22 protein-coding genes and 1 tRNA gene are annotated in these 20,722 nt (G+C 63.6%); 14 read left to right on the top strand and 9 right to left on the bottom strand.

The features are described 5' to 3' along the window. Positions 1-119: 119 nt before the first annotated feature. The 3 genes from hprK to AWB75_RS02080 all read left to right on the top strand — a co-directional run bounded on the left by hprK (position 120) and on the right by AWB75_RS02080 (position 2,734). Positions 120-1,088, top strand: coding sequence for an HPr(Ser) kinase/phosphatase (gene hprK, locus AWB75_RS02090; protein WP_008351692.1), 969 nt, complete (start codon positions 120-122; stop codon positions 1,086-1,088). 81 nt (positions 1,089-1,169) lie between these two features. After that, on the top strand, positions 1,170-2,042 hold the full coding sequence (gene rapZ / locus AWB75_RS02085; RefSeq protein WP_061122393.1) for an RNase adapter RapZ: 873 nt from the start codon (positions 1,170-1,172) through the stop codon (positions 2,040-2,042). Positions 2,043-2,101: 59 nt separating this feature from the next. Continuing rightward, a complete protein-coding gene (locus tag AWB75_RS02080) occupies positions 2,102-2,734 on the top strand; it encodes an LON peptidase substrate-binding domain-containing protein (protein WP_061122392.1) in 633 nt (210 codons plus the stop codon). A gap of 2 nt (positions 2,735-2,736) precedes the next feature. Here the strand turns inward: AWB75_RS02080 and mutY are convergent, their stop codons facing one another. Further along, entirely contained in the window at positions 2,737-3,798 is a 1,062-nt protein-coding gene (mutY, locus tag AWB75_RS02075; RefSeq protein ID WP_061122391.1) for an A/G-specific adenine glycosylase, read from the bottom strand. Positions 3,799-3,804: 6 nt separating this feature from the next. Then, the gene (mutM, locus tag AWB75_RS02070) at positions 3,805-4,635 is read right to left on the bottom strand and encodes a bifunctional DNA-formamidopyrimidine glycosylase/DNA-(apurinic or apyrimidinic site) lyase (protein ID WP_061122390.1); all 831 of its coding nucleotides are present in this window, start codon (positions 4,633-4,635) and stop codon (positions 3,805-3,807) included. A gap of 85 nt (positions 4,636-4,720) precedes the next feature. On the opposite strand from mutM, the gene AWB75_RS02065 reads away from it, so the two are divergent. From AWB75_RS02065 to hisC, 8 genes are all read left to right on the top strand, one after another. Further along, complete coding sequence (locus AWB75_RS02065) at positions 4,721-6,580, top strand: tetratricopeptide repeat protein (protein WP_061122389.1); 1,860 nt, start codon at positions 4,721-4,723, stop codon at positions 6,578-6,580. Continuing rightward, positions 6,580-7,206 (top strand): lipoprotein insertase outer membrane protein LolB, encoded by a 627-nt coding sequence (gene lolB, locus AWB75_RS02060; RefSeq protein ID WP_061122388.1) that lies wholly within the window; start codon positions 6,580-6,582, stop codon positions 7,204-7,206. The genes AWB75_RS02065 and lolB overlap by 1 nt, the downstream gene beginning before the upstream one ends. A 30-nt stretch (positions 7,207-7,236) precedes the next feature. Further along, positions 7,237-8,118, top strand: coding sequence for a 4-(cytidine 5'-diphospho)-2-C-methyl-D-erythritol kinase (gene ispE / locus AWB75_RS02055; protein WP_061122387.1), 882 nt, complete (start codon positions 7,237-7,239; stop codon positions 8,116-8,118). Positions 8,119-8,171: 53 nt separating this feature from the next. Beyond that, a tRNA-Gln gene (locus tag AWB75_RS02050) sits at positions 8,172-8,248 on the top strand. Between the two features lie 50 nt (positions 8,249-8,298). Further along, positions 8,299-9,252, top strand: coding sequence for a ribose-phosphate pyrophosphokinase (locus tag AWB75_RS02045; protein WP_061122386.1), 954 nt, complete (start codon positions 8,299-8,301; stop codon positions 9,250-9,252). Positions 9,253-9,402: 150 nt separating this feature from the next. After that, on the top strand, positions 9,403-10,020 hold the full coding sequence (locus tag AWB75_RS02040; protein ID WP_061122385.1) for a 50S ribosomal protein L25/general stress protein Ctc: 618 nt from the start codon (positions 9,403-9,405) through the stop codon (positions 10,018-10,020). 117 nt (positions 10,021-10,137) lie between these two features. Beyond that, positions 10,138-10,740 carry an aminoacyl-tRNA hydrolase gene (pth, locus tag AWB75_RS02035; protein WP_061122384.1) on the top strand — a complete coding sequence of 201 codons (603 nt, stop codon included), beginning with the start codon at positions 10,138-10,140 and terminating at the stop codon, positions 10,738-10,740. Between the two features lie 16 nt (positions 10,741-10,756). Continuing rightward, positions 10,757-11,824 carry a histidinol-phosphate transaminase gene (gene hisC / locus AWB75_RS02030; protein ID WP_061122383.1) on the top strand — a complete coding sequence of 356 codons (1,068 nt, stop codon included), beginning with the start codon at positions 10,757-10,759 and terminating at the stop codon, positions 11,822-11,824. Here hisC and AWB75_RS02025 read toward each other — a convergent pair. The 3 genes from AWB75_RS02025 to rsmD form a co-directional block, all read right to left on the bottom strand. After that, positions 11,821-12,081 (bottom strand): YfhL family 4Fe-4S dicluster ferredoxin, encoded by a 261-nt coding sequence (locus tag AWB75_RS02025; RefSeq protein ID WP_061122382.1) that lies wholly within the window; start codon positions 12,079-12,081, stop codon positions 11,821-11,823. The genes hisC and AWB75_RS02025 overlap by 4 nt on opposite strands. 78 nt (positions 12,082-12,159) lie before the next feature. Then, positions 12,160-12,666 (bottom strand): pantetheine-phosphate adenylyltransferase, encoded by a 507-nt coding sequence (gene coaD / locus AWB75_RS02020; protein ID WP_061122381.1) that lies wholly within the window; start codon positions 12,664-12,666, stop codon positions 12,160-12,162. Positions 12,667-12,766: 100 nt separating this feature from the next. Beyond that, a complete protein-coding gene (gene rsmD, locus AWB75_RS02015; RefSeq protein ID WP_061122380.1) occupies positions 12,767-13,393 on the bottom strand; it encodes a 16S rRNA (guanine(966)-N(2))-methyltransferase RsmD in 627 nt (208 codons plus the stop codon). Between the two features lie 231 nt (positions 13,394-13,624). Between rsmD and ftsY the strand changes: the two genes are divergently transcribed. After that, positions 13,625-14,908, top strand: coding sequence for a signal recognition particle-docking protein FtsY (gene ftsY, locus AWB75_RS02010; RefSeq protein WP_061122379.1), 1,284 nt, complete (start codon positions 13,625-13,627; stop codon positions 14,906-14,908). Positions 14,909-14,943: 35 nt separating this feature from the next. On the opposite strand, the gene AWB75_RS02005 is transcribed toward ftsY, so the two are convergent. Genes AWB75_RS02005 through AWB75_RS01995 form a run of 3 tightly spaced genes read right to left on the bottom strand, consistent with a single transcriptional unit; the run spans position 14,944 to position 16,897 of the window. Further along, a complete protein-coding gene (locus AWB75_RS02005) occupies positions 14,944-15,561 on the bottom strand; it encodes a LysE/ArgO family amino acid transporter (protein WP_061122378.1) in 618 nt (205 codons plus the stop codon). Further along, a complete protein-coding gene (gene maiA / locus AWB75_RS02000) occupies positions 15,558-16,202 on the bottom strand; it encodes a maleylacetoacetate isomerase (protein WP_061122377.1) in 645 nt (214 codons plus the stop codon). The genes AWB75_RS02005 and maiA overlap by 4 nt, the downstream gene beginning before the upstream one ends. Further along, the gene (locus tag AWB75_RS01995) at positions 16,199-16,897 is read right to left on the bottom strand and encodes a fumarylacetoacetate hydrolase family protein (RefSeq protein WP_061122376.1); all 699 of its coding nucleotides are present in this window, start codon (positions 16,895-16,897) and stop codon (positions 16,199-16,201) included. The genes maiA and AWB75_RS01995 overlap by 4 nt, the downstream gene beginning before the upstream one ends. Before the next feature lie 338 nt (positions 16,898-17,235). Here AWB75_RS01995 and ybiB point away from each other — a divergent pair, with 338 nt between their 5' ends. Beyond that, the gene (gene ybiB / locus AWB75_RS01990; RefSeq protein WP_061122375.1) at positions 17,236-18,228 is read left to right on the top strand and encodes a DNA-binding protein YbiB; all 993 of its coding nucleotides are present in this window, start codon (positions 17,236-17,238) and stop codon (positions 18,226-18,228) included. A 426-nt stretch (positions 18,229-18,654) separates the two neighbouring features. After that, positions 18,655-20,316: a 2-isopropylmalate synthase gene (gene leuA / locus AWB75_RS01980; protein ID WP_061122373.1), complete on the top strand. Its 1,662-nt coding sequence runs from the start codon at positions 18,655-18,657 to the stop codon at positions 20,314-20,316. Between the two features lie 15 nt (positions 20,317-20,331). On the opposite strand, the gene AWB75_RS01975 is transcribed toward leuA, so the two are convergent. Further along, the gene (locus AWB75_RS01975) at positions 20,332-20,715 is read right to left on the bottom strand and encodes a nuclear transport factor 2 family protein (protein ID WP_061122372.1); all 384 of its coding nucleotides are present in this window, start codon (positions 20,713-20,715) and stop codon (positions 20,332-20,334) included. Between the last annotated feature and the right edge of the window lie 7 nt (positions 20,716-20,722).

Here is a 20,722-nt window from a genome sequence, read left to right as displayed (position 1 = left end):
GCTTACGCAAAGCTTCTGGGGCACAATCGGTCAAACGCAGCGCCATGCGAAAAGAGCGAAGCAACCCGCTTCGTCTGCACGCGAAGGCTGCTCCCGGCTTCCAACGGAGTTCCGGCCTCATGGATACGTCCAGCATCAACGCCCAAAGCATTTTCGACGACAACGCCGCCGCCCTGAAGCTCAGCTGGCTCACCGGGCACGAGGGCTGGGAACGCGGTTTTTCGAGCGAGACGGTCGCGAACGCGACATCGAGCGCCGATCTCGTCGGCCACCTGAACCTGATTCACCCGAACCGTATCCAGGTGCTCGGCGACGCCGAGATCAACTACTACCAACGCCAGTCCGATGAAGACCGCTCGCGCCACATGGCCGAGCTGATCGCGCTCGAGCCGCCGTTTCTGGTCGTTGCGGGCGAAGTCGGCGCGCCGCCCGAACTCGTCCTGCGCTGCACGCGCTCATCCACGCCGCTCTTCACAACGCGCATGTCCGCGGCCGCCGTCATCGACAGCCTGCGTGCGTATATGTCGCGCATTCTCGCGCCGCGCGCGACGCTGCATGGCGTTTTCATCGACATTCTCGGCATGGGCGTGCTGCTGACCGGCGACTCGGGTCTCGGCAAAAGCGAGCTCGGGCTGGAACTCATCAGCCGCGGTCACGGCCTCGTCGCGGATGACGCCGTGGATTTCGTGCGCCTCGGCCCCGACTTCGTGGAGGGCCGCTGCCCGCCGCTGCTGCAAAACCTGCTCGAAGTGCGCGGCCTCGGCCTGCTCGACATCAAGACGATTTTCGGCGAAACCGCCGTGCGCCGGAAAATGAAGCTCAAGCTGATCGTTCAGCTCGTGCGCCGGCCGGACGGCGAATTCCAGCGCCTGCCGCTCGAAAGTCAGACCGTCGACGTGCTGGGCCTGCCGATCAGCAAAGTGACGATTCAGGTCGCGGCGGGCCGCAACCTGGCCGTGCTGGTCGAGGCCGCCGTGCGCAACACGATTCTGCAGTTGCGCGGCATCGACACCCTGCGCGACTTCATGGATCGTCAGCGCCTCGCCATGCAGGACCCCGACAGCCAGTTTCCCGGCAAGCTGATCTGAACGCGTCTGGCAGGACGTTGCGCGGATCGAATCGAATCGAGCGCAGGTGCTAAGCTAAGAGAAAGCGAACCCCGAAAACCCATGCGTATCATCCTGATCACCGGCATCTCCGGTTCCGGCAAGTCCGTTGCGCTGAACGCCCTGGAAGACGGGGGCTACTACTGCGTCGATAATCTGCCGCCGCGCTTTCTCCCTGAACTCGCCGCCTATCTCGCGAAGGAAGGCCAGACGCGGCTCGCCGTCGCGATCGACGCGCGCTCGAGCCTCTCGCTCGACGAAGTGCCGGCCATCATCAATACGCTTTCGCACGACTACGATCTGCGCGTGCTGTTCCTGAACGCAAGCACGCAGTCGCTGATCCAGCGCTTCTCCGAGACGCGCCGGCGCCACCCGCTTTCCGGCCCGCCGATGCGCGAAGCCGACGTCGGCGTGCTGAACTCGCTTGCCGAAGCCATCGAGCGCGAGCGCGAACTGGTCGCGGGCCTCGCCGAATACGGCCATCAGATCGACACGAGCAATTTGCGTTCGAACGTGCTGCGGGCCTGGGTCAAGCGCTTCGTGGAGACGGACGCCGCCGATCTCACGCTGATGTTCGAATCGTTCGGCTTCAAGCGCGGCGTGCCGCTCGACGCCGACCTCGTGTTCGACGTGCGCGCGCTGCCCAATCCGTATTACGACCGTGAGTTGCGCCCGTTCACGGGCCTCGATCAACCGATCATCGACTTTCTTACTGCGCAACCGCTGGTCGGCGAGATGATCGACGACATCGGCGCGTTCGTCGGCAAATGGCTGCCGCGTTTTCGCGACGACAACCGCAGCTATCTCACTGTCGCGATCGGCTGTACCGGCGGCCAGCATCGCTCGGTGTTCATCGCGGAGGCGCTCGCCGCGCGCTTTTGCGAGACGGCAAATGTGATCGTGCGGCATCGTGACGCGCCCATCCCGGCTGGGTGACAGCGCGCCTCACACGCGAACCTGATCGCCGCGCCGGCGGTCCACTCAGGAGGGACGCGATGTCCGCGAATCCCGTTTTGGCCGACTTGCCGTTGTTTCCGCTTCACACCGTGCTGTTTCCGGGCGGCCTGTTGCCGCTCAAAGTTTTCGAGGCACGCTATCTGGACATGGCGCGCGAGTGCCTGCGCGAGCAGACGCCGTTCGGCGTGTGCCTGCTGAAGAGCGGGCACGAGGTCGCGTCGCCGGGCGATCCGTCGGTGCCGGAAAACATCGGCTGTCTCGCCGAAATCTCGGAATGCGATGTCGATACCTTCGGCCTCCTGCTCGTCCAGGCGCGCGGCACCGAGCGCTTCAGGCTGACGGATCATCGCGTGGAGCCGAGCAATCTGCTCGTTGGCACGGCGGAGTTGCTGGGCGACGATCAACCGCTGCAAGGCGCCGAGGCGCTCGCCAAGTTCGGCGCGTGTGCGGAAGTGCTGGAGCGGATCGTCGACACGATCAAGGAACGCGAGCCGCAGAACCTGCCTTTCGTCGAGCCGTTCCTATATGACGATCCGACGTGGGTGTCGAACCGTCTCGCCGAAATCCTGCCGATCCCGATGCGCGCGCGCCAGAAGCTCATGGAACTGATGGACGCGGGCGCGCGCATCGACGTGGTGCATCACTACATGCAGCACCATCAGTTGCTATAGCTTCAGATGAGCGAACCGCTCAAAGCATCGATCAGCTTGCGCACCGGAGCCGGCACGCCGTAGGCATCGATGCGGGAAAGCGGCGCCCAGACCGTTTCCGTGTCCATCAACTCGCACGGCGCGCAGCGCGCTTCGGCCAGGCGCGGCTCGATATCCAGCTTGAAGTGCGTGAACGCGTGCGATAGCGGCGCGAGACGCTCCAGGTGCACGTCGGCGCCGAGGTTCCGCGCGACTTCCAAGAGCGCGACTTCGTCCCCGGCTTCGGGCAGACTCCACAGACCGCCCCAGATACCGATCGACGGACGCTTCTGCAGCAGGATCGAATCGCCGTCCTTCAGAACGAGCATCCATGTCTTGCGCGTCGGCACGGCTTTCTTCGGGCGCGCCGCGGGCAATTCGCGCTGACGCCCTTCGACTTTGGCCACGCAATCCGACGCGAACGGACAGCGCGCGCAATCCGGCTTGCCGCGCGTGCAGAGCGTCGCGCCGAGGTCCATCAGGCCCTGCGTGTATGCGGTGACGTCTTCCTTGTTCGCGGCATCGGGAAGAAGCGATTCGGCGAGCGCCCACATCGCGTTTTCGACTTTCTTTTCGCCTGGGAAGCCTTCGACGCCGAATACGCGCGCGAGCACGCGCTTCACATTGCCATCGAGAATGGTCGCGCGCGCGCCGAACGCAAACGACGCGATCGCCGCCGCCGTCGAACGCCCGATGCCGGGCAACAACGAAAGTTCGTCGACGGTCTGGGGGAACGCGCCGCCATGTTCGTGCGCCACGGTCTGCGCACATCGATGCAGATTGCGCGCGCGCGAGTAGTAGCCGAGCCCGGCCCAGAGCGCCATGACATCGTCGATCGGCGCATTGGCGAGCGCCGTCACCGTGGGAAAGCGTTCGAGAAAGCGCGCGTAATAAGGGATGACGGTCGAGACCTGCGTCTGCTGCAGCATGATCTCCGAAAGCCAGATGCGGTACGCGTCGCGCGTGTTCTGCCACGGCAGGTCGTGGCGGCCGTGAATGCGTTGCCACGCGATGAGGCGCGACGAAAAATCTGTAAGAGCGAGCATCGGAATTTAGCGTTGGCAGCGCGGACAGAAGTAAGTCGAACGCTGCCCTTGAACGATCTGTTTGATAGCGGTCCCGCAGACGTGGCACGGCAGGCCCGCGCGATCATAGACGAAATAGTCGAGCTGGAAGTAGCCCGATTCGCCATTGCTGCCGACGAAGTCACGCAACGTGCTGCCGCCTTTTTCGATGGCGGCCGCGAGCGTCACGCGCACCGCGTCCGCGAGCAGGTCGTAGCGCACGAGCGAGATGCGCCCGGCGGCGGTCGTCGGCCGGATGCCCGCCCGAAAAAGACTCTCCGACGCGTAGATATTGCCCACGCCCACAACGATCCCGCCCGCGAGCAGCGCCTGCTTCACCGACACCTTGCGCCCGCGCGTCTCGCGAAACAGCAGCGCGCCGGAGAATTCCGGCGAGAACGGCTCGACGCCCAGGCTCGCGAGCAGCGGATGATCGAGCACGTCGCCGTCCGCGCGCGGATGCCAGAGAATCGCGCCGAAGCGGCGCGGATCGCGAAAGCGCAGGATGAATTCGTCGAACACGATATCGACGTGATCGTGCTTTGCCGCCTCGGGCGGCTTCGGCACGTGACGCAAGACGCGCAGCGTGCCGGTCATGCCGAGATGAACGATGAGCCAGCCCTCGGCGGTTTCGAACAGCAGATACTTGCCGCGTCGCTCGACTTTCTCGATCTTCTGATGATCGAGCGTCTTCGGAAGATGCTTCGGAATGGGCCAGCGCAGCGCGGGCGTGCGCACGTCGACGTGCTCGACGCGCCGTCCGGCGACATAGGGTTCGATTCCCCGGCGGGTGACTTCGACTTCCGGCAGTTCGGGCATTTTTCTGGAGAGCGTCTTGCTGGGGCGAGTGTGCCGGTATTTTAGCGACCGCGTTACAATCGACCGAAACATCGTCTGGATTTCCATGAACTCGTTCGTCATGAAGCTGTTTGCGAAGCGTCGGGTCAGCTCGACGCATTCGTTCGCCGTGCCAATGTCGCGGATCGCCGGCGCCGTTGCGCTCGCGATGGCCGCGCTGGCGTGCGCGCCCGCGCATGCTCAGGAACCGAACGCGACGCCCGTTCCGAGCGCCGATGAGCAGTCCGACGCACAAAGCGCGGCCGATCTGCTGACCGCGCCGGTAAGCGGCGCGGAGAAGCAGGATCTGCCGAACGTCTCGATGTCCAGCCAGATCGTGTTTCAGGTACTGGCGGCCGAAGTCGCGTTGCAACGCGGCCAGCCCGCGCCCGCATTCCAAACCTATCTCGCGCTCGCCCGCGACACGCACGATCCGCGTTTCGCACAACGTGCAACCGAGATCGCGATAGCGGCGCAAAGCCCGAACGATGCGCTCACGTCGGCGCAACTCTGGCAGCAGTTCGCGCCGCATTCGGAGCGCGCGGCGCAATTGAGCGCGTCGCTGCTGATTGTCGCGGGCAAGCCCGAAGACGCGAAGCCCACGCTCGAGAGTGAGCTCGCGAAGGTATCGCCCGAGCAGCGCGGCGAGGCCATCCTGTCGTTGCAGTCGTTGCTCGCGCGCGGACCGAATCGCATCGGCGGGCTCAACGTGCTCAAAGATCTGACGAAAAACGATCTGGACCGGCCCGAGACGCAACTCGCGCTCGCGCGCCAGCAACTGATCGCCGACGATCCGCCGGGCGCGAAGGCATCGCTCGAAAAGGCGCTGCAACTCAAGCCGGACTATCTTCCCGCCGCGCTGACGCTCGCGCGCATGGGCCCGGAAGAGCGCAAGGAAGGCATCGCCTCGTTCGAGAAGTATCTCGACAAGAATCCGAAATCGCATGATGCACGGCTCGCGCTCGCGCAGTTGTATCTGTCGGCCGACAGGATCGACGATGCGCAGAAGCAGTTCGAGATCATGCGCAAGAACGATCCGAAGGACCTGACGCCGTTGATGGCGCTCGCGCTCATCAACATCCAGAAGAAGCAGTTCGACAAGGCGCAGGATTTTCTGAATCTCTACGCGAAGACGGCGGAAAGCACGCCGGGTGCGGACCCCGGCCAGGCGTACATCTATCTTGCGCAACTCGCGCTCGAGCAGAAGAACGATGCCGCCGCGAGTCAGTGGCTCGACAAGATCCCGCGTACGAGCCAACAGTATCTGCCCGCTCAGATCACGCGCGCACAACTGCTCGCGAAACAAGGCAAGGTCGACGACGCCCGCGCGCTGATCGGCAGTCTGCAAAGCTCCGATCCGCGCGATCTGGCGCTGCTCGCGCGCACCGACTCGGCCATTCTCTTCGAGGCGCATCGCTACAAGGAAGCCGAAGCGAATCTCGCGAAGGCCGTGGCCGCGTTCCCGGACGATCCCGATCTCATCTACGACTACGCGATGGCGGCGGAAAAGAACGGCCACTACGACGTCATGGAGACTCAACTGCGCACGCTCATGCGCACGCAACCGAACAATCCGCAGGCGTACAACGCGCTCGGCTATTCGCTCGTCGATCGCAATCAACGGCTCGACGAAGCAGTGAAGCTGATCGAAAAGGCCGTGTCGCTCGCGCCCAACGACGCGTTCATCATGGACAGCCTCGGCTGGGCGCGCTTCCGTCAGGGCAATTCGGCCGAAGCGGAGAAGATTCTCAAGAACGCTTATACCCTTCAGCCGAATGCCGAAATCGGCGCGCATCTGGGCGAGGTCCAGTGGAAGTCCGGGCAGCAGGATCAGGCGCGCGCCACCTGGCGGCAGGCGCAAAAGCTCGAACCGGATAACGACACGCTCGTCAAAACGCTCAAACGACTCCAGGTAAACGACCTTTGATGGCATTCGAGTTCTTCAACGGCGCGTCGCTCCGGCGTGGCGCGCTCGGTTTCACGGCGCTCGCTGCACTGATCCTGTCCGGTTGCGCGGTACAGCCGCGCGTACCCACGACGACGAACGCAAGCACCTCCCTCGCCACGCAGACGAGCCGCGCGTATCACGGACGCTTCGCCGTTCAGTACAACGACCAGAACGGCGTGCAGCGCAACGCGTACGGCAACTTCGACTGGCAGGAAACGGGCGATACCGTCACGCTGCAACTGCGCAATCCGCTCGGCCAGACGATGGCCATCGTTACATCGTCGCCGTCGCTCGCGACGCTCGAATTGCCCAACCGGCAACCGATGAGCGCCGACAACGTATCGCAGCTCATGCAAAACACGCTCGGTTTCGCGCTGCCGGTGGAAGGCTTGCGCTACTGGCTGCAGCCGTCCGCCGCGCCGAGCTCACGCGCGCAGACTACGCTCGATCCCGAATCGTCCAATGGCCGCCCGAAGGAAATCAAGCAGGACGGATGGACGATCGACTATCTCGCCTATGCCGATGCGCCTGCCACGGGCGTCAAGCGCGTGAATCTCGTGCGCAACGAACCGCCGCTCGACATCAAGCTCGTGCTCGATCAATAACCTTGCCGCATTCGTTTCAAAGCATCACGTATGGCCTCATCGACCAAATCGCTCCGTGACTGCCTCGCGCCCGCGAAGCTGAACCTTTTCCTGCACATCACCGGCCGCCGTCCGGATGGCTATCACTCGCTGCAGACCGTCTTCCAGTTGCTCGACTGGGGCGACCGGCTGCACTTCACCCGTCGCGGCGATGGCGTCATCACACGCAAGACGGACGTGCCGGGCGTGCCCGAAGCCGACGATCTCATCGTGCGTGCCGCGCGCCTGCTTCAGCAACATACGGGCACGAAGTTCGGCGTGGAAATCGAGATCGACAAGCTCCTGCCGATGGGCGCAGGCCTCGGCGGAGGCAGTTCCGACGCGGCAACAACACTTCTAGCGCTGAATCGTCTCTGGGGTGTTGATCTTTCGCGTGAGATTCTGCAGAATCTCGGCCTGCAACTCGGCGCGGACGTGCCGTTTTTTGTCTTCGGACAAAATGCATTCGCAGAAGGTGTGGGCGAGGCGCTTGAGGCAGTCGATCTGCCGAAACGCTTTTTCCTCGTGGTTGCGCCCGATGCTCACGTCCCGACCGCGGCGATTTTCTCCGAGAAAAGCTTGACACGGGATACGAAAGTCGTCACAATGATGGACTTTCTTGCACAGCAAAGGTCAGACGCAAACTGGCCAGACAGCTTCGGTCAAAATGACATGCAAGCTGTAGTTGCAGGAAAGTACGCGGAAGTTGCAAAGGTGCTCGAGTGGTTCTCCAATCTCGCACCGGCGCGAATGACCGGATCTGGAGCAAGCGTGTTTGCTGCGTTCCGAAGCCAGGCCGAAGCGGAAATGGCGCAAGCCAAACTGCCGGCAAGCTGGAAGAGCGTAGTAACAGCAAGTCTGGATTCTCATCCTCTCTTCGCTTTCGCGTCATAGGTTTTGTTTTGCCGGGCATGTCCTACGCTTCCGGCGAAACTCAAAGTTTGTGTAGGGGAGTCGCCAAGTTGGTCAAGGCACCGGATTTTGATTCCGGCATGCGAGGGTTCGAGTCCTTCCTCCCCTGCCATTTCTTTTCTCGCGTTTTTCCTCTCGCCTCCAGCCGCAGACAGGTGCACGATGAGCAGTGACGGCCTGATGGTTTTTACTGGCAACGCCAATCCCGCGCTTGCACAGGAAGTCGTCAAAATCCTTGGAATTCCTCTCGGCAAAGCGATGGTCAGCCGCTTCTCAGACGGCGAGATCATGGTCGAGATTCAGGAAAACGTTCGGGGAAAAGACGTATTCGTTCTGCAGTCCACCTGCGCTCCCACGAACGACAACCTGATGGAACTGATGATCATGGTCGATGCGCTCAAGCGCGCATCCGCAGGCCGGATCACCGCAGCTATCCCCTACTTCGGCTATGCGCGCCAGGACCGCCGTCCGCGTTCCGCGCGAGTGGCCATCTCGGCGAAGGTCGTCGCGAACATGCTGGAAATTGCCGGCGTCGATCGCGTCATCACGATGGACCTTCACGCCGACCAGATTCAAGGTTTCTTCGACATCCCCGTCGACAACATCTACGCCACGCCAGTCCTTCTCGGCGATCTGCGCAAGCAGAACCATGATCATCTGCTGGTCGTGTCGCCTGACGTCGGCGGCGTGGTGCGCGCGCGTGCGCTCGCCAAGCAATTGAACACGGACCTCGCGATCATCGACAAACGCCGTCCGAAGGCGAATGTCGCCGAGGTGATGAACGTCATCGGCGAAGTCGAGGACCGCACCTGCGTGATCATGGACGACATGGTCGATACCGCCGGCACGCTGTGCAAGGCTGCGCAAGTGCTGAAGGCGCGCGGTGCAAAGCAGGTTTTCGCCTATGCGACGCACCCGGTGCTGTCGGGTGGCGCGGCGGAACGCATCGCGTCGTCGGAGCTCGACGAGCTCGTCGTCACGGATACCATTCCGCTGTCCGCCGAATCGCTTGCGTGCCCGAAGATCCGTCCGCTCTCGAGCGCGGGTCTGCTCGCGGAGACGTTCTCGCGAATCCGGCGCGGCGACTCGGTGATGTCACTCTTCGCCGAAGGTTAAAAGCATTAAGCAAGAAACGCGAAGCTCGGGCTTCGCGTTTTTGCATGATCGATGCGAACGGACGAAGGTTCGCATCGTTTGTTTTGGGATCACACTTTTTCGATGATCCCGGTTTCCCTGCCTGGTCGCGGGCAGATATAGGAGTCAAATATGAAAGTCGTCGCTTTCGAGCGTAGCAAGCAAGGTACGGGTGCGAGCCGCCGCCTGCGTAACTCGGGCAAGACCCCGGGTATCGTGTATGGCGGTGAAACGGACGTTCAACTGGTCGAACTCGACCACAACGCCCTGTGGCACGCCCTGAAGAAAGAAGTTTTCCACTCGTCGATTCTGGATCTGGAAGTGGCCGGCAAGTCGCAACAGGTTCTGCTGCGCGACGTGCAATACCACCCGTTCAAGCAGCTCGTGCTGCACGTGGACTTCCAGCGCGTCGACGCGAAGAAGAAGCTGCACACCAAGGTGCCGCTGCACTTCATGAACCAGGAAAGCAACCCGGCCGTGAAGCTGTCGGGCGCGGTGATCTCGCACGTCGTGACGGAACTGGAAGTGGAATGCCTGCCGGCAGACCTGCCCGAGTTCCTCGAAATCGACCTCGCGAAGATCGAAGCCGGCCAGACGATGCACGCGAAGGACATCCAACTGCCGAAGGGCGTGAGCCTGACGATCTCGGTCGAAGCGGAAAACCCGGTGGTGGCATCGGCGACCGTTCCGGCCGCTGTCCAGTCGGAAGTGGGCGAAGCTGCTGAAGGCGAAACGCCGGCTGCCGAGTAAGCTGGCAAATAAGCACGCGGAAATACGCTATCCTCTCGATTCGTTCTCAGGAACGGTCGACGTGACCCGCCGGAGCGCAAGCCCGGCGGGTTTTTTTTCGCACTAGACGAAACTGAAATGATCAAGCTGATCGTCGGCCTGGGCAATCCGGGCGCCGAATACACCGCGACGCGGCATAACGCGGGCTTCTGGTTCGTCGACCAGTTCGCACGCGACGCCGGCGCGACGCTGCGCGAAGAACGCCGCTTCCACGGCTTCTACGGCAAAGGACGCCTGCACGGTCACGAAATCCATCTGCTCGAACCGCAGACCTTCATGAACCGTTCGGGACAATCGGTGGTCGCGCTCGCGCAGTTCTTCAAGATTCTTCCCGATGAGATTCTCGTCGCGCATGACGAGCTCGACCTGCCGCCCGGCACTGTCAAGATGAAGCTCGGCGGCGGCAGCGGCGGGCATAACGGGCTCAAGGACATTTCCGCGCATCTATCGTCGCAGCAATACTGGCGGCTGCGCATCGGCATCGGGCATCCGCGCGAACTGATACCCGAAGGCGCGCGCGCCGGCGCGAAACCGGATGTCGCGAACTTCGTGCTCAAGCCGCCGCGCCGCGAGGAACAGGATGTGATCGATCAGTCGATCGAGCGCGCGCTCGCTGTGATGCCTTTCGTCGTTGCTGGCGAGACCGAACGCGCCGTGATGAACCTGCACCGCAACTCTTGATCTGGAGTCGAAAAAAGTGAGCCGTTTCTGGAGCGATATCGTCCATCGACTGACGCCTTATGTTCCTGGCGAGCAACCCGCGCTGGCGCATCCTGTCAAGCTGAACACGAACGAAAATCCTTATCCGCCGTCGCCACGCGTGGTCGAGGCGATTCGCCGCGAGCTCGGCGAAGATGGCGCGTCATTGCGCAAGTATCCCGATCCGACCGCGCGCGCGCTTCGCGAAACCGTGGCGAAGCATCACGGGCTGCGGGTCGAGCAGGTATTTGCAGGCAACGGTTCCGACGAAGTGCTCGCGCACGCGTTCCAGGCGCTGCTCAAGCACGACAAGCCGATCCGTTTTCCGGACATCACCTACAGCTTCTATCCGGTGTACGCGCAGTTGTACGGCGTCGAGTACGAGACGGTGCCTTTGAATTCCGATTTCGCCATCGATGTCGACGATTACCGCGCGCCGAGCGGCGGCGTGCTGCTGCCGAATCCGAATGCGCCGACGGGTCGCGCTTTGCCGCTTTCGGAGATCGAGGTTCTGCTGAAGGCCAATCCTGACGCGCCGGTCATCATTGATGAAGCGTATGTCGATTTCGGCGCCGAGTCGGCCGTGAATCTGATCGATACGTATCCGAATCTGCTCGTCGTGCAGACGACTTCGAAAGCGCGTTCACTGGCGGGCATGCGCGTCGGCTTTGCCTTCGGCGATCCGGCGCTGATCGAAGCGCTCACGCGCGTGAAGGACAGCTTCAACTCGTATCCGCTCGATCGCCTCGCGCAAGCTGCAGCGCTGGCGTCGTATGGGGATCAGGCGTGGTTCGAGGATAGTTGCGCGAAAGTGGTATCGAGCCGGGAGAAGCTGATCGCGCAATTGCAAGCGTCAGGCTTCGATGTCGTGCCGTCCGCGGCCAACTTCGTGTTCGCCCGACATTCTGCGCACGATGCCGCGACGCTCGCGGCCGCGCTCAAGACGAGAGAGATTTTCGTGCGCCACTTCAAGCTGCCGCGCATCGATCAGCATTTGCGCATTTCGATCGGCACGCCGTCCGAATGCGACGCGCTCGTCGCGGCTTTAGGCGAGATATTGGCCTAGGAAGAGCCCTTCGCCGCCATCAGTGCGTGATATTTGGCCATCAACTGCTCGGGCGTTTCGACGTGAGCGGGGTCGCGCGGAATGCATTCGACCGGGCACACTTGCTGGCACTGCGGCTCATCGAAATGGCCGACGCATTCGGTGCATTTGTTCGGGTCGATCACATAGATCTCGGGACCCATCGAAATGGCGTCGTTCGGGCACTCGGGCTCGCAAACGTCGCAGTTGATGCACTCGTCGGTAATGATCAGGGACATGCTTCACTCTCTTGCGCCGGTGTCGAAACCGGCATGACGCCCGCGCGCTTCGGATGAACGAGGGCGCGGGCCCGACACTCAAGGCGCCGCGGGATCTTTCTGCGTCAGGTCGGTCACTTTGTCGATCAACCGCTTTTCCACCGACGGGAAAACGAACTTGCTCACGTCGCCGCCGAGTTGTGCGATCTCGCGCACGATGGTGCCCGAAATGAACTGATACTGATCGGACGGCGTCATGAACATCGTCTCGACGTCAGGCAGCAGATAGCGGTTCATCCCGGCCATCTGGAATTCGTACTCGAAATCGGACACGGCGCGCAGGCCGCGCACGATCACGCGCGCGTTGTTCTTGCGCACGAAATCCTTCAACAGCCCTGTGAAACTGCTCACCTGCACGTTTGGGTAGTGCCCGAGTACATCGTGCGCGATATCGAGCCGCTCGCGCAGCGAGAAAAACGGCTTCTTGGCGCGGCTGTCCGCGACTCCGACGACGAGCTGATCGAATATGCTCGATGCGCGCCGGACGATGTCTTCATGCCCGCGAGTGAGCGGGTCGAACGTACCCGGATACACGGCGACAACCATGAGCTTTCTCCTCTTCTATTTACATTGGGCCGCGTGGCTGCGACGACCAACTGTGCCTCTCCCCTGCCTCTTTCGGCTGAGCCAAAATGAGGAACGCGCATTATTCCTCATTTTCGCGGCGCAGCAAATGATAGCGAACGGCGCCCGCCTTGCCTTCGCGCACTACCGCCCAGCCCGCCAGCGCGTCGATCTCGGCCACATTGAGCGGATCGCCGCATTCGACGTAAATCGCGCTATCGGACGCGGCGAGCGGCGCCGCGATTTCCAGCGCGCGCAACAGCAGCGCCTGATCACCGAAAGGGGGATCGAGAAAGATCACGTCGAACGAGCCGGGCGCAAGGCTGGCGGCGAGGCGCAGCGCCTCCGCTTCCGCGACCTCGATGTTGCGCGCGCCGAGTTTCGTCTGATTCGCCCGCATCTGCGCGGCGGCCTTCGCGCTCCGCTCGATCATCAGCACGCGCGCGGCGCCGCGCGACGCGGCCTCGAAACCGAGCGCGCCGCTGCCGGCGAACATGTCGAGGCAGCGTTGTCCGGTCAGATCCTGGCCGAGCCAGTTGAAGAGCGTCTCGCGCACGCGATCCGGCGTGGGCCTGAGCCCGTGGAGATCGAGCACGGGCAGCGGCGTGCGCTTCCAGTCTCCGCCGATGATGCGGATCGTGTGCGGTTTGCCTCCGCGCGTCGGCGTGTGGCTGGGCAAGGCGGTTCGAGTGGCGGAAGAGCGGGACATAAAAGAATGGTTGGAATCGTGCACACCGGGTGTTTTTGCTTGAAAGTCGGCCGGAGCGGGCAATGAAAGCCAACGTTACCACACGCGCGCGCCATGCCGGGAGCCGCACGGGCGCGGACGGCGGCGCCTGATAAAATATGCGGCTCTTATCCCATTGCGCGGGCCTCGCGCGAAGCGACTCGAAGGCGCGCACGGGCCGTTGGATCACACGCGCATCATCGCCAGACATCCATGTTCAGCTTCTTCAAACGATTCAAAAAGCCGGCCGACGAGCTGCTCGACATGCCTCAGGACGAATCCGTCGAGGCGGCCGAGGACGAAGAAATCTCCGAGGCCGAACTGGAACGGCAGGCGCTCGCCGCCAACGCGCTGCCGGAACAGGCGCCTGCGGAAGAAGCGAAGCCTCAGCCGCGAGCCGAACCCGCACCGGCTGCGCCCGAAGCCGCGAAGCCCGTCGCGTCCGAGACGCCCGCCGCCCCCGCCGCCCCCGCTGCGCCTCGCACGGAGGAATCGAAGGAATACTGGCAAGGCCGGACGTCGTCGCAATGGCTGCGCGCGCCCGAAACGGACCAGGCGAGCGAGGAAATCGTGCCGCCGCCCGCGCTCGATGCGGCCGCGAAAAAGTCGTGGCTCTCGCGCCTGCGTCATGGGCTTTCGAAGACGAGCAACAACCTGACCGGCATTTTCGTCAGCGCGAAGATCGACGAAGACCTGTATGAAGAGCTCGAAACCGCGCTGCTGATGTCGGACGCCGGCGTCGACGCCACCGAATTCCTGCTCGAATCGCTGCGCGAGAAAGTGCGCGCGGAGCGCCTGACCGACGCATCGCAAGTGAAGGCGGCACTGCGCGAATTGCTGATCGATCTGCTGCGCCCGCTCGAGAAATCGCTGATGCTCGGGCGCGCGCAACCGCTCGTGATGATGATCGCGGGCGTGAACGGCGTCGGCAAGACGACGAGCATCGGCAAGCTCGCGAAGCATTTGCAGCATTTCAACCAGTCGGTGCTGCTCGCCGCCGGCGACACCTTCCGCGCCGCCGCGCGCGAACAACTGACGGTCTGGGGCGAGCGCAACAACGTGACCGTGATCGCACAGGAAAGTGGCGACGCCGCCGCGGTCATCTACGACGCCGTCGGTGCGGCGCGCGCGCGCAAGATCGACGTGATGATGGCCGACACCGCCGGCCGCCTGCCGACGCAACTGCATCTGATGGAAGAGCTGCGCAAGGTGCGCCGCGTGATCGCGAAGGCGATGCCCGACGCGCCGCACGAAGTGCTGCTCGTCATCGACGCGAACACGGGCCAGAACGCCCTTGCACAAGTAAAGGCGTTCGACGATGCGTTGGGCCTGACCGGTCTCGTCGTGACAAAGCTCGACGGCACCGCGAAGGGCGGCATTCTCGCCGCGATTGCGCGGCAACGGCCCATTCCGGTGTATTTCATCGGCGTGGGCGAAAAAGTCGAGGATTTGCAGCCGTTCAGCGCGGAAGAGTTCGCGGACGCGTTGCTCGGCTAACCCTGAAAAAAGGCGTCCAACGTGGACGCCTTTTCTCATCGCGCGAAAAGGAGCGAAGCTGCAATCCACCACATCACGCAGCCGACGATCACGTCGAGCACGCGCCACGACACGTCCTTCTCGAACCACGGTTCCAGCAAGCGCGCGCCGTAGCCGAGCACGGTGAACCAGACGATCGACGAGCACATCGCGCCCGCGGCGAACCACGCATTGCCGGGCCAGCCGCGCCGCGCACCGATGCCCCCGAGCAGCACGACGGTATCCAGATAGACGTGCGGATTGAGCAACGACAGCGCGAACACGGTGGACGCCGCGCCGAGCGCCGTCTGCGATTCGCCGTCGGACGCGTTCAGATGCCCCGGCCCGCGCCACGCGGCGAGAAACGCGCGCAAGCCGTACAGGAACACGAAGATCGCGCCCGCCCAGCGAATCACGTCGAGCAGAAAAGGCGCGCGCGCGATGAGCGCGCCCATTCCGCCGACGCCGAGTCCGATCAGCAGCACATCAATGAGCGCGCAGATCGACACGACGATGCCGACGTGCCGGCGCTTCAAGCCTTGCCGCAGCACGAACGCGTTCTGCGCGCCAATCGCGACGATCAGGCTCGCGCCCAGCCCCGCACCCGACAGAAAACTCGCAAAATCTCCCGTCATTCGGCGTCCGGCTGCTCTGCAGGCGCTGCGCGCCGGAACGCATCGAGCTGATCCGCGTGATCGGCGATGCGCTCGATCGTCGGATAACGGCTCACGTCGATGCCGAAGCGCCGCGCGTTGAACACCTGCGGCACGATGCACAGATCCGCCACGGTCGGCGTGTCGCCGAATGTCAGCGCGCCCACGCGCTTATCGGCGGCGAGGCGCTTTTCGAGCGATTCGAAGCCGGCCTCGACCCAATGCCGGTACCACGCATCCTTCGTCTCGTCGGGCACTTTCACCGTGTGCTTCAGGTACTTGAGCACGCGCAGATTGTCGAGCGGATGAATCTCGCACGCGACCTGCATCGCCACCGAACGCACGAACGCCCGATCGGACGCACTTTTTGGCAAGAGCGCGGGTTCGGGATGCGTCTCTTCCAGATATTCGATGATCGCGAGCGACTGCGTCAGCACGTCGTCGCCATCGACGAGCGCGGGCACGATGCCGTCCGGATTCACCGCGCGATAGGCGGGCTTGAGCTGCTCGCCGCCGTCGCGCAGCAGATGGATCGGCGCGTACTCGTAGTCGAGCCCCTTCAGATTCAGCGCAATGCGCACGCGATACGCCGCCGAGCTGCGGAAATAGCTATAGAGCTTCATACGACGCGCACCGAAAACTCGCCGATGCCTTCCACCCCGCCGTTCAGCAAATCGCCCTTCACGACCGCGCCGACGCCCTCGGGCGTGCCGGTGAAGATCAGATCGCCGGGGAAGAGCTCGAACAGCGTCGACAGATAAGCGACCGTCTCGCCGACCGACCAGATCAGTTGCGAGATGTCCGAGCGCTGCTTTTCCTCACCGTTGACGGAGAGCCAGATCGCGCTCTTTTCCAGATGGCCGACCTTCGACACGGGATGAATCGGACCGATCGGCGCGGAGCGGTCGAAACCCTTCGCGGTGTCCCACGGGCGGCCGAGCTTTTTCGCTTCGGCCTGCAGATCGCGGCGCGTCATGTCGAGGCCGAGCGCGTAGCCGTAGACGTAATCCAGCCCTTTATCGGCGGGAATGTCCTTGCCTTGCTTGCCGATCGCGGCGACGAGCTCCATCTCGAAGTGCAGATTTTTCGTCTGCGACGGATACGGGAATTCGCCCGTCGAGCCCGGCGCGACGTACAGCACGGCATCCGCGGGCTTGCTGAAGAAGAACGGCGGCTCGCGGTCCGGATCGTGGCCCATTTCGCGCGCATGCGCCTCGTAGTTGCGGCCGACGCAATAGATGCGGCGCACGGGAAACTGCTCGTTCGAACCGTCGATGGGCACGGCTGCTGCCGGCGCCGGAGGAAACACGTAACTCATCCCGCTCTCCTGTTGCTGTCTTTTGATGTCCAGATTGATGGCGAATGCGCTGGCGCGGACGGCCGGCGAGAAAGGCGAGTTTAACGCGCGCGCGCAAATCGTGGCGAAGCCTCCAAGGCTTGCGGGGCGCGGCTTTGCGAGCTTTCGTCGAGCTTCGCGACGATGCGCGGCGCCTGCTCGATCGTAAGCGCAGGGCAAGATCCGCGCGAAACGTTCGGCCGCCGGACCTTGCCAGCGCCCGTCAAATGCGGTACTCAATAACCTCCTGCTCCTTGAAACGCGCGGCGGCATCGCTCCCGTTACGGAAATGAGCGCCCGATCCACGCATCCCCTCTCCGATGACCGAATCCGCTTCCCCCACTTTCGCCTGTGCACGCTACATCAAGGAAATCGGCCGCGGGCCGAACGGCGCACGCGCCCTCTCCCGCGACGACACCTACGCGCTCTACGAAGCCATGCTCGAAGACCGCGTCCCCGAGCTCGAACTCGGCGCGGTGCTGCTCGCTTATCGCGTGAAAGGCGAAACGTCGGCCGAACTCGCCGCGATGCTTTCCGCCGCGCATCGCTCGTTCGAGCCGCTGCACGTGCAGGACGGACGCGAGCACGCGCGCCCCGTGTCCATTCCGAGCTATAACGGCGCGCGCAAGACGCCGAACCTCGTGCCGCTGCTGTCGCTTCTGCTCGCGCGCGAAGGCGTGCCGGTGCTGGTCCACGGCGTCATCGAAGATCCCGGCCGCGTGACGAGTGCTGAAATCTTCACGGAACTCGGCATCGCGCACGCGGCGTCGCACGATGAAATCGAAGACAGCCTCGCCTCTCGCCGTCTCGCCTTCGCGCCGATCACCGTGCTGGCGCCGAAGCTCGCGCGCCTGCTCGCGCTTCGGCGGCGCATGGGCGTGCGCAACTCGACGCATACGCTCGTGAAGATTCTTCAGCCGTTCGCGGACCCGGGTCTGAGGCTCGTCAACTACACGCATCCGGAGTATCGCGAGAGCCTGACGGCGCTTCTGTCCGAGCATCCCGACGCGGCGGCGGGCGGCGCGCTGCTCGCGCGCGGCACCGAAGGCGAAGCCGTCGCGGACACGCGCCGCCAGGTCCAGGTCGACTGGTTTCACGACGGCCGCGTCGAAACGCTGATCTCGCCGGAGCACTCGCAACCGCACGCGCCGCACATCGATCTACCCGAAACGCTCGACGCCGCCACCACCGCGCGCTGGATCGAATGCGTGCTGCGCGGCGACGTGCCGGTGCCGCCCGCGGTAGCTCGCCAGGCGGAGGTCATCGCGGAAACCGTGCGCAAGCCGATTGCCGATCAGACAAACCCCATTTGACACGGTATTCAACGCTGGTTTAAAGTCGAACGCATGAGCTTCACCCAGCCCTCCTCCCTCCGAATTATTTCGGGCCGCCTAGCGCGGCCCCTATCGCTACGTCTAGCGTAAGTCGCCAGACGTAGCGCCGCGCGTTGCCGGGTCTTCCGAGCAAGTGCGGTCCTCCAGCAGTCCCCTGTAGTTCCTTTTCTTACCACCTGTAGTCGTCAGCTTTTCGTTCGCGCATCCCGCGAAACGGAAACGCGAGGGTCACATGCACGCTGCTTCGCGCACGTTCACGTTGGTCGCAGGCGTCACCATCGCTGGTGATTCGTGTGAACGCGCGCGCGGCTTCGTCTTCGGTGCATTCCGCCACGCCCGGCCAGCCGCCGGACACGGACTCTCTCGCAGGCGCTACGCAAACCGTCCGAAGAGAGATCGACGATCATGATGCCGAACCCCGCCGAGAAATACCGCCCGTTTCCGCAAGTCCGTCTGAATGGCCGCCGCTGGCCGACCCGCACGATCGAGAAGGCGCCCATCTGGATGAGCACCGATCTGCGCGACGGCAACCAGTCGCTCATCGAGCCGATGAGCATCGCGGCAAAGCTCGAGTTCTTCGAGATGCTGGTGAAAATCGGGTTCAAGGAGATCGAGGTGGGGTTTCCGTCGGCATCCCAGACGGATTTCGATTTCGTGCGCAAGTTGATCGACGAAAAGCGCATTCCGGACGATGTGACCATCGAAGTGCTCGTGCAGTCGCGCCGCGAACTGATCGAGCGCACGTTCGAAGCCGTCGAGGGCGCGAGCAAGGTGATCGTGCATCTCTATAACGCGATCGCGCCGTCGTTCCGCAAGATCGTGTTCAATCAGTCGAAGGAAGACGTGAAGGCGCTGGCGGTCGAAGGCACGCGCATCATCAAGGAATGCGCGGCGGCGCGGCCGGACACCCACTGGATCTATCAATACTCGCCCGAAACTTTCAGCATGACGGAACTCCCGTTCGCGCGCGAAGTCTGCGACGCCGTTGCGCAGATGTGGCGTCCGACGCCCGATCACAAAATGATCGTGAATCTGCCCGCGACGGTCGAAGCCGCGATGCCGAACGTATTCGCCGACCAGGTCGAGTGGATGGACCGCAACATGGGTTATCGCGACAGCATCGTGCTGTCGGTTCATCCGCACAACGATCGCGGCACGGCGGTCGCGGCGGCGGAAATGGCGGTGCTCGCGGGCGCGGATCGCATCGAAGGCTGTCTTTTCGGCAACGGCGAGCGCACCGGCAACGTCGATCTCGTCACGCTGGCGATGAATCTCTACACGCAGGGCATCGACCCGGGCCTCGATTTCTCCGATATCGACGCCGTGCGCCGCGTCGTCGAGCGCTGCAATCAGATTCCGGTGCATCCGCGCCATCCGTACGCGGGCGATCTCGTGTTCACGGCGTTTTCGGGCTCGCATCAGGACGCGATCCGCAAGGGCTTCGCGCAACGCATGCCCGGCACCGTTTGGGAAGTACCCTATTTGCCGATCGATCCGGCCGATCTCGGCCGCAGCTACGACGCGGTCATCCGCGTGAACAGCCAGTCCGGCAAGGGCGGCTCCACGTATCTGCTCGAACGCGGCCTCGGCTTCACGCCGCCGCGCCGCGTGCAGATCGAATTCAGCCACGCCGTTCAGAAAGTGACCGATACGTCCGGCGCCGAAATCAGCGGCGAAGCGATCTGCGAGCTGTTTAGGCGCGAATATTTCGACGCGGGTGGGCCGGTATCGCGCGTCGATGCGTCGACGCTCGCGGTGTCCGGAAGGCGCGTCGCGGTTTCTCCCGCGGGAAGCGCGACAAGCGGCGACGCTTACGCGCGGACGGTCGCGGCGGCGCTCGATGTCGATGCGAACGTCAACTGGTTCGAAACGGCCGTCACGGCGAGCGGCGATACGGCGGCTTTCGTCGGCTGCCGGGTCAGCCATGGCCCGACGCGCTTCGGCGTCGCGGTGCATGCGAATCCGGCGTTCGCGGTCGCCGATGCGGTCGTGAGCGCAGTGAATCGATCGGGACGGATCGCGGAGAGCGTGCGGCAGGGGCAGCACGAGGCCGCCCTCGAAGCGTGAGGGCGGCGCGCGTGGCTATTCGAGCGCCACGCGCGTCGCCTGCAGCGCGAGCAGTTGCCACTGACCCTCGGTCTGGATGTGGACGGCGGTGTAGGCGATCGGAAAGAGCAGCGCGCCGTTCTTCGACTCCATTTCGACCAGCGCGCGGCCCGAAACCAGACACGTGTCGCGGCCGGCAGGCAGCACGTCCTGCGACTGAATCTCGATCTGGCGATAGCGGCGCCGGCCCGCGGTAATGGCGTCGATGAACTGACGCTTCGTCTCCCGCTTGCCGTTCGTGTGCACGTAGCTGACGTTTTCGGCCAGCAGCGCGTCTAGCGCCACGCCATCGCCCTCGACCATCGCACGGAAGCGATCGCGCTCGAGGCCGCGTATGGCCTCAATGGTTTTTGCCGGCATCTGTCGA

Origin of the sequence: Caballeronia catudaia, from assembly GCF_001544755.2 — a bacterium.
Taxonomy (GTDB): domain Bacteria; phylum Pseudomonadota; class Gammaproteobacteria; order Burkholderiales; family Burkholderiaceae; genus Caballeronia; species Caballeronia catudaia.
Note: the sequence above shows the minus strand (reverse complement) of the source record. Positions and strands in the feature narration are given on the sequence as shown.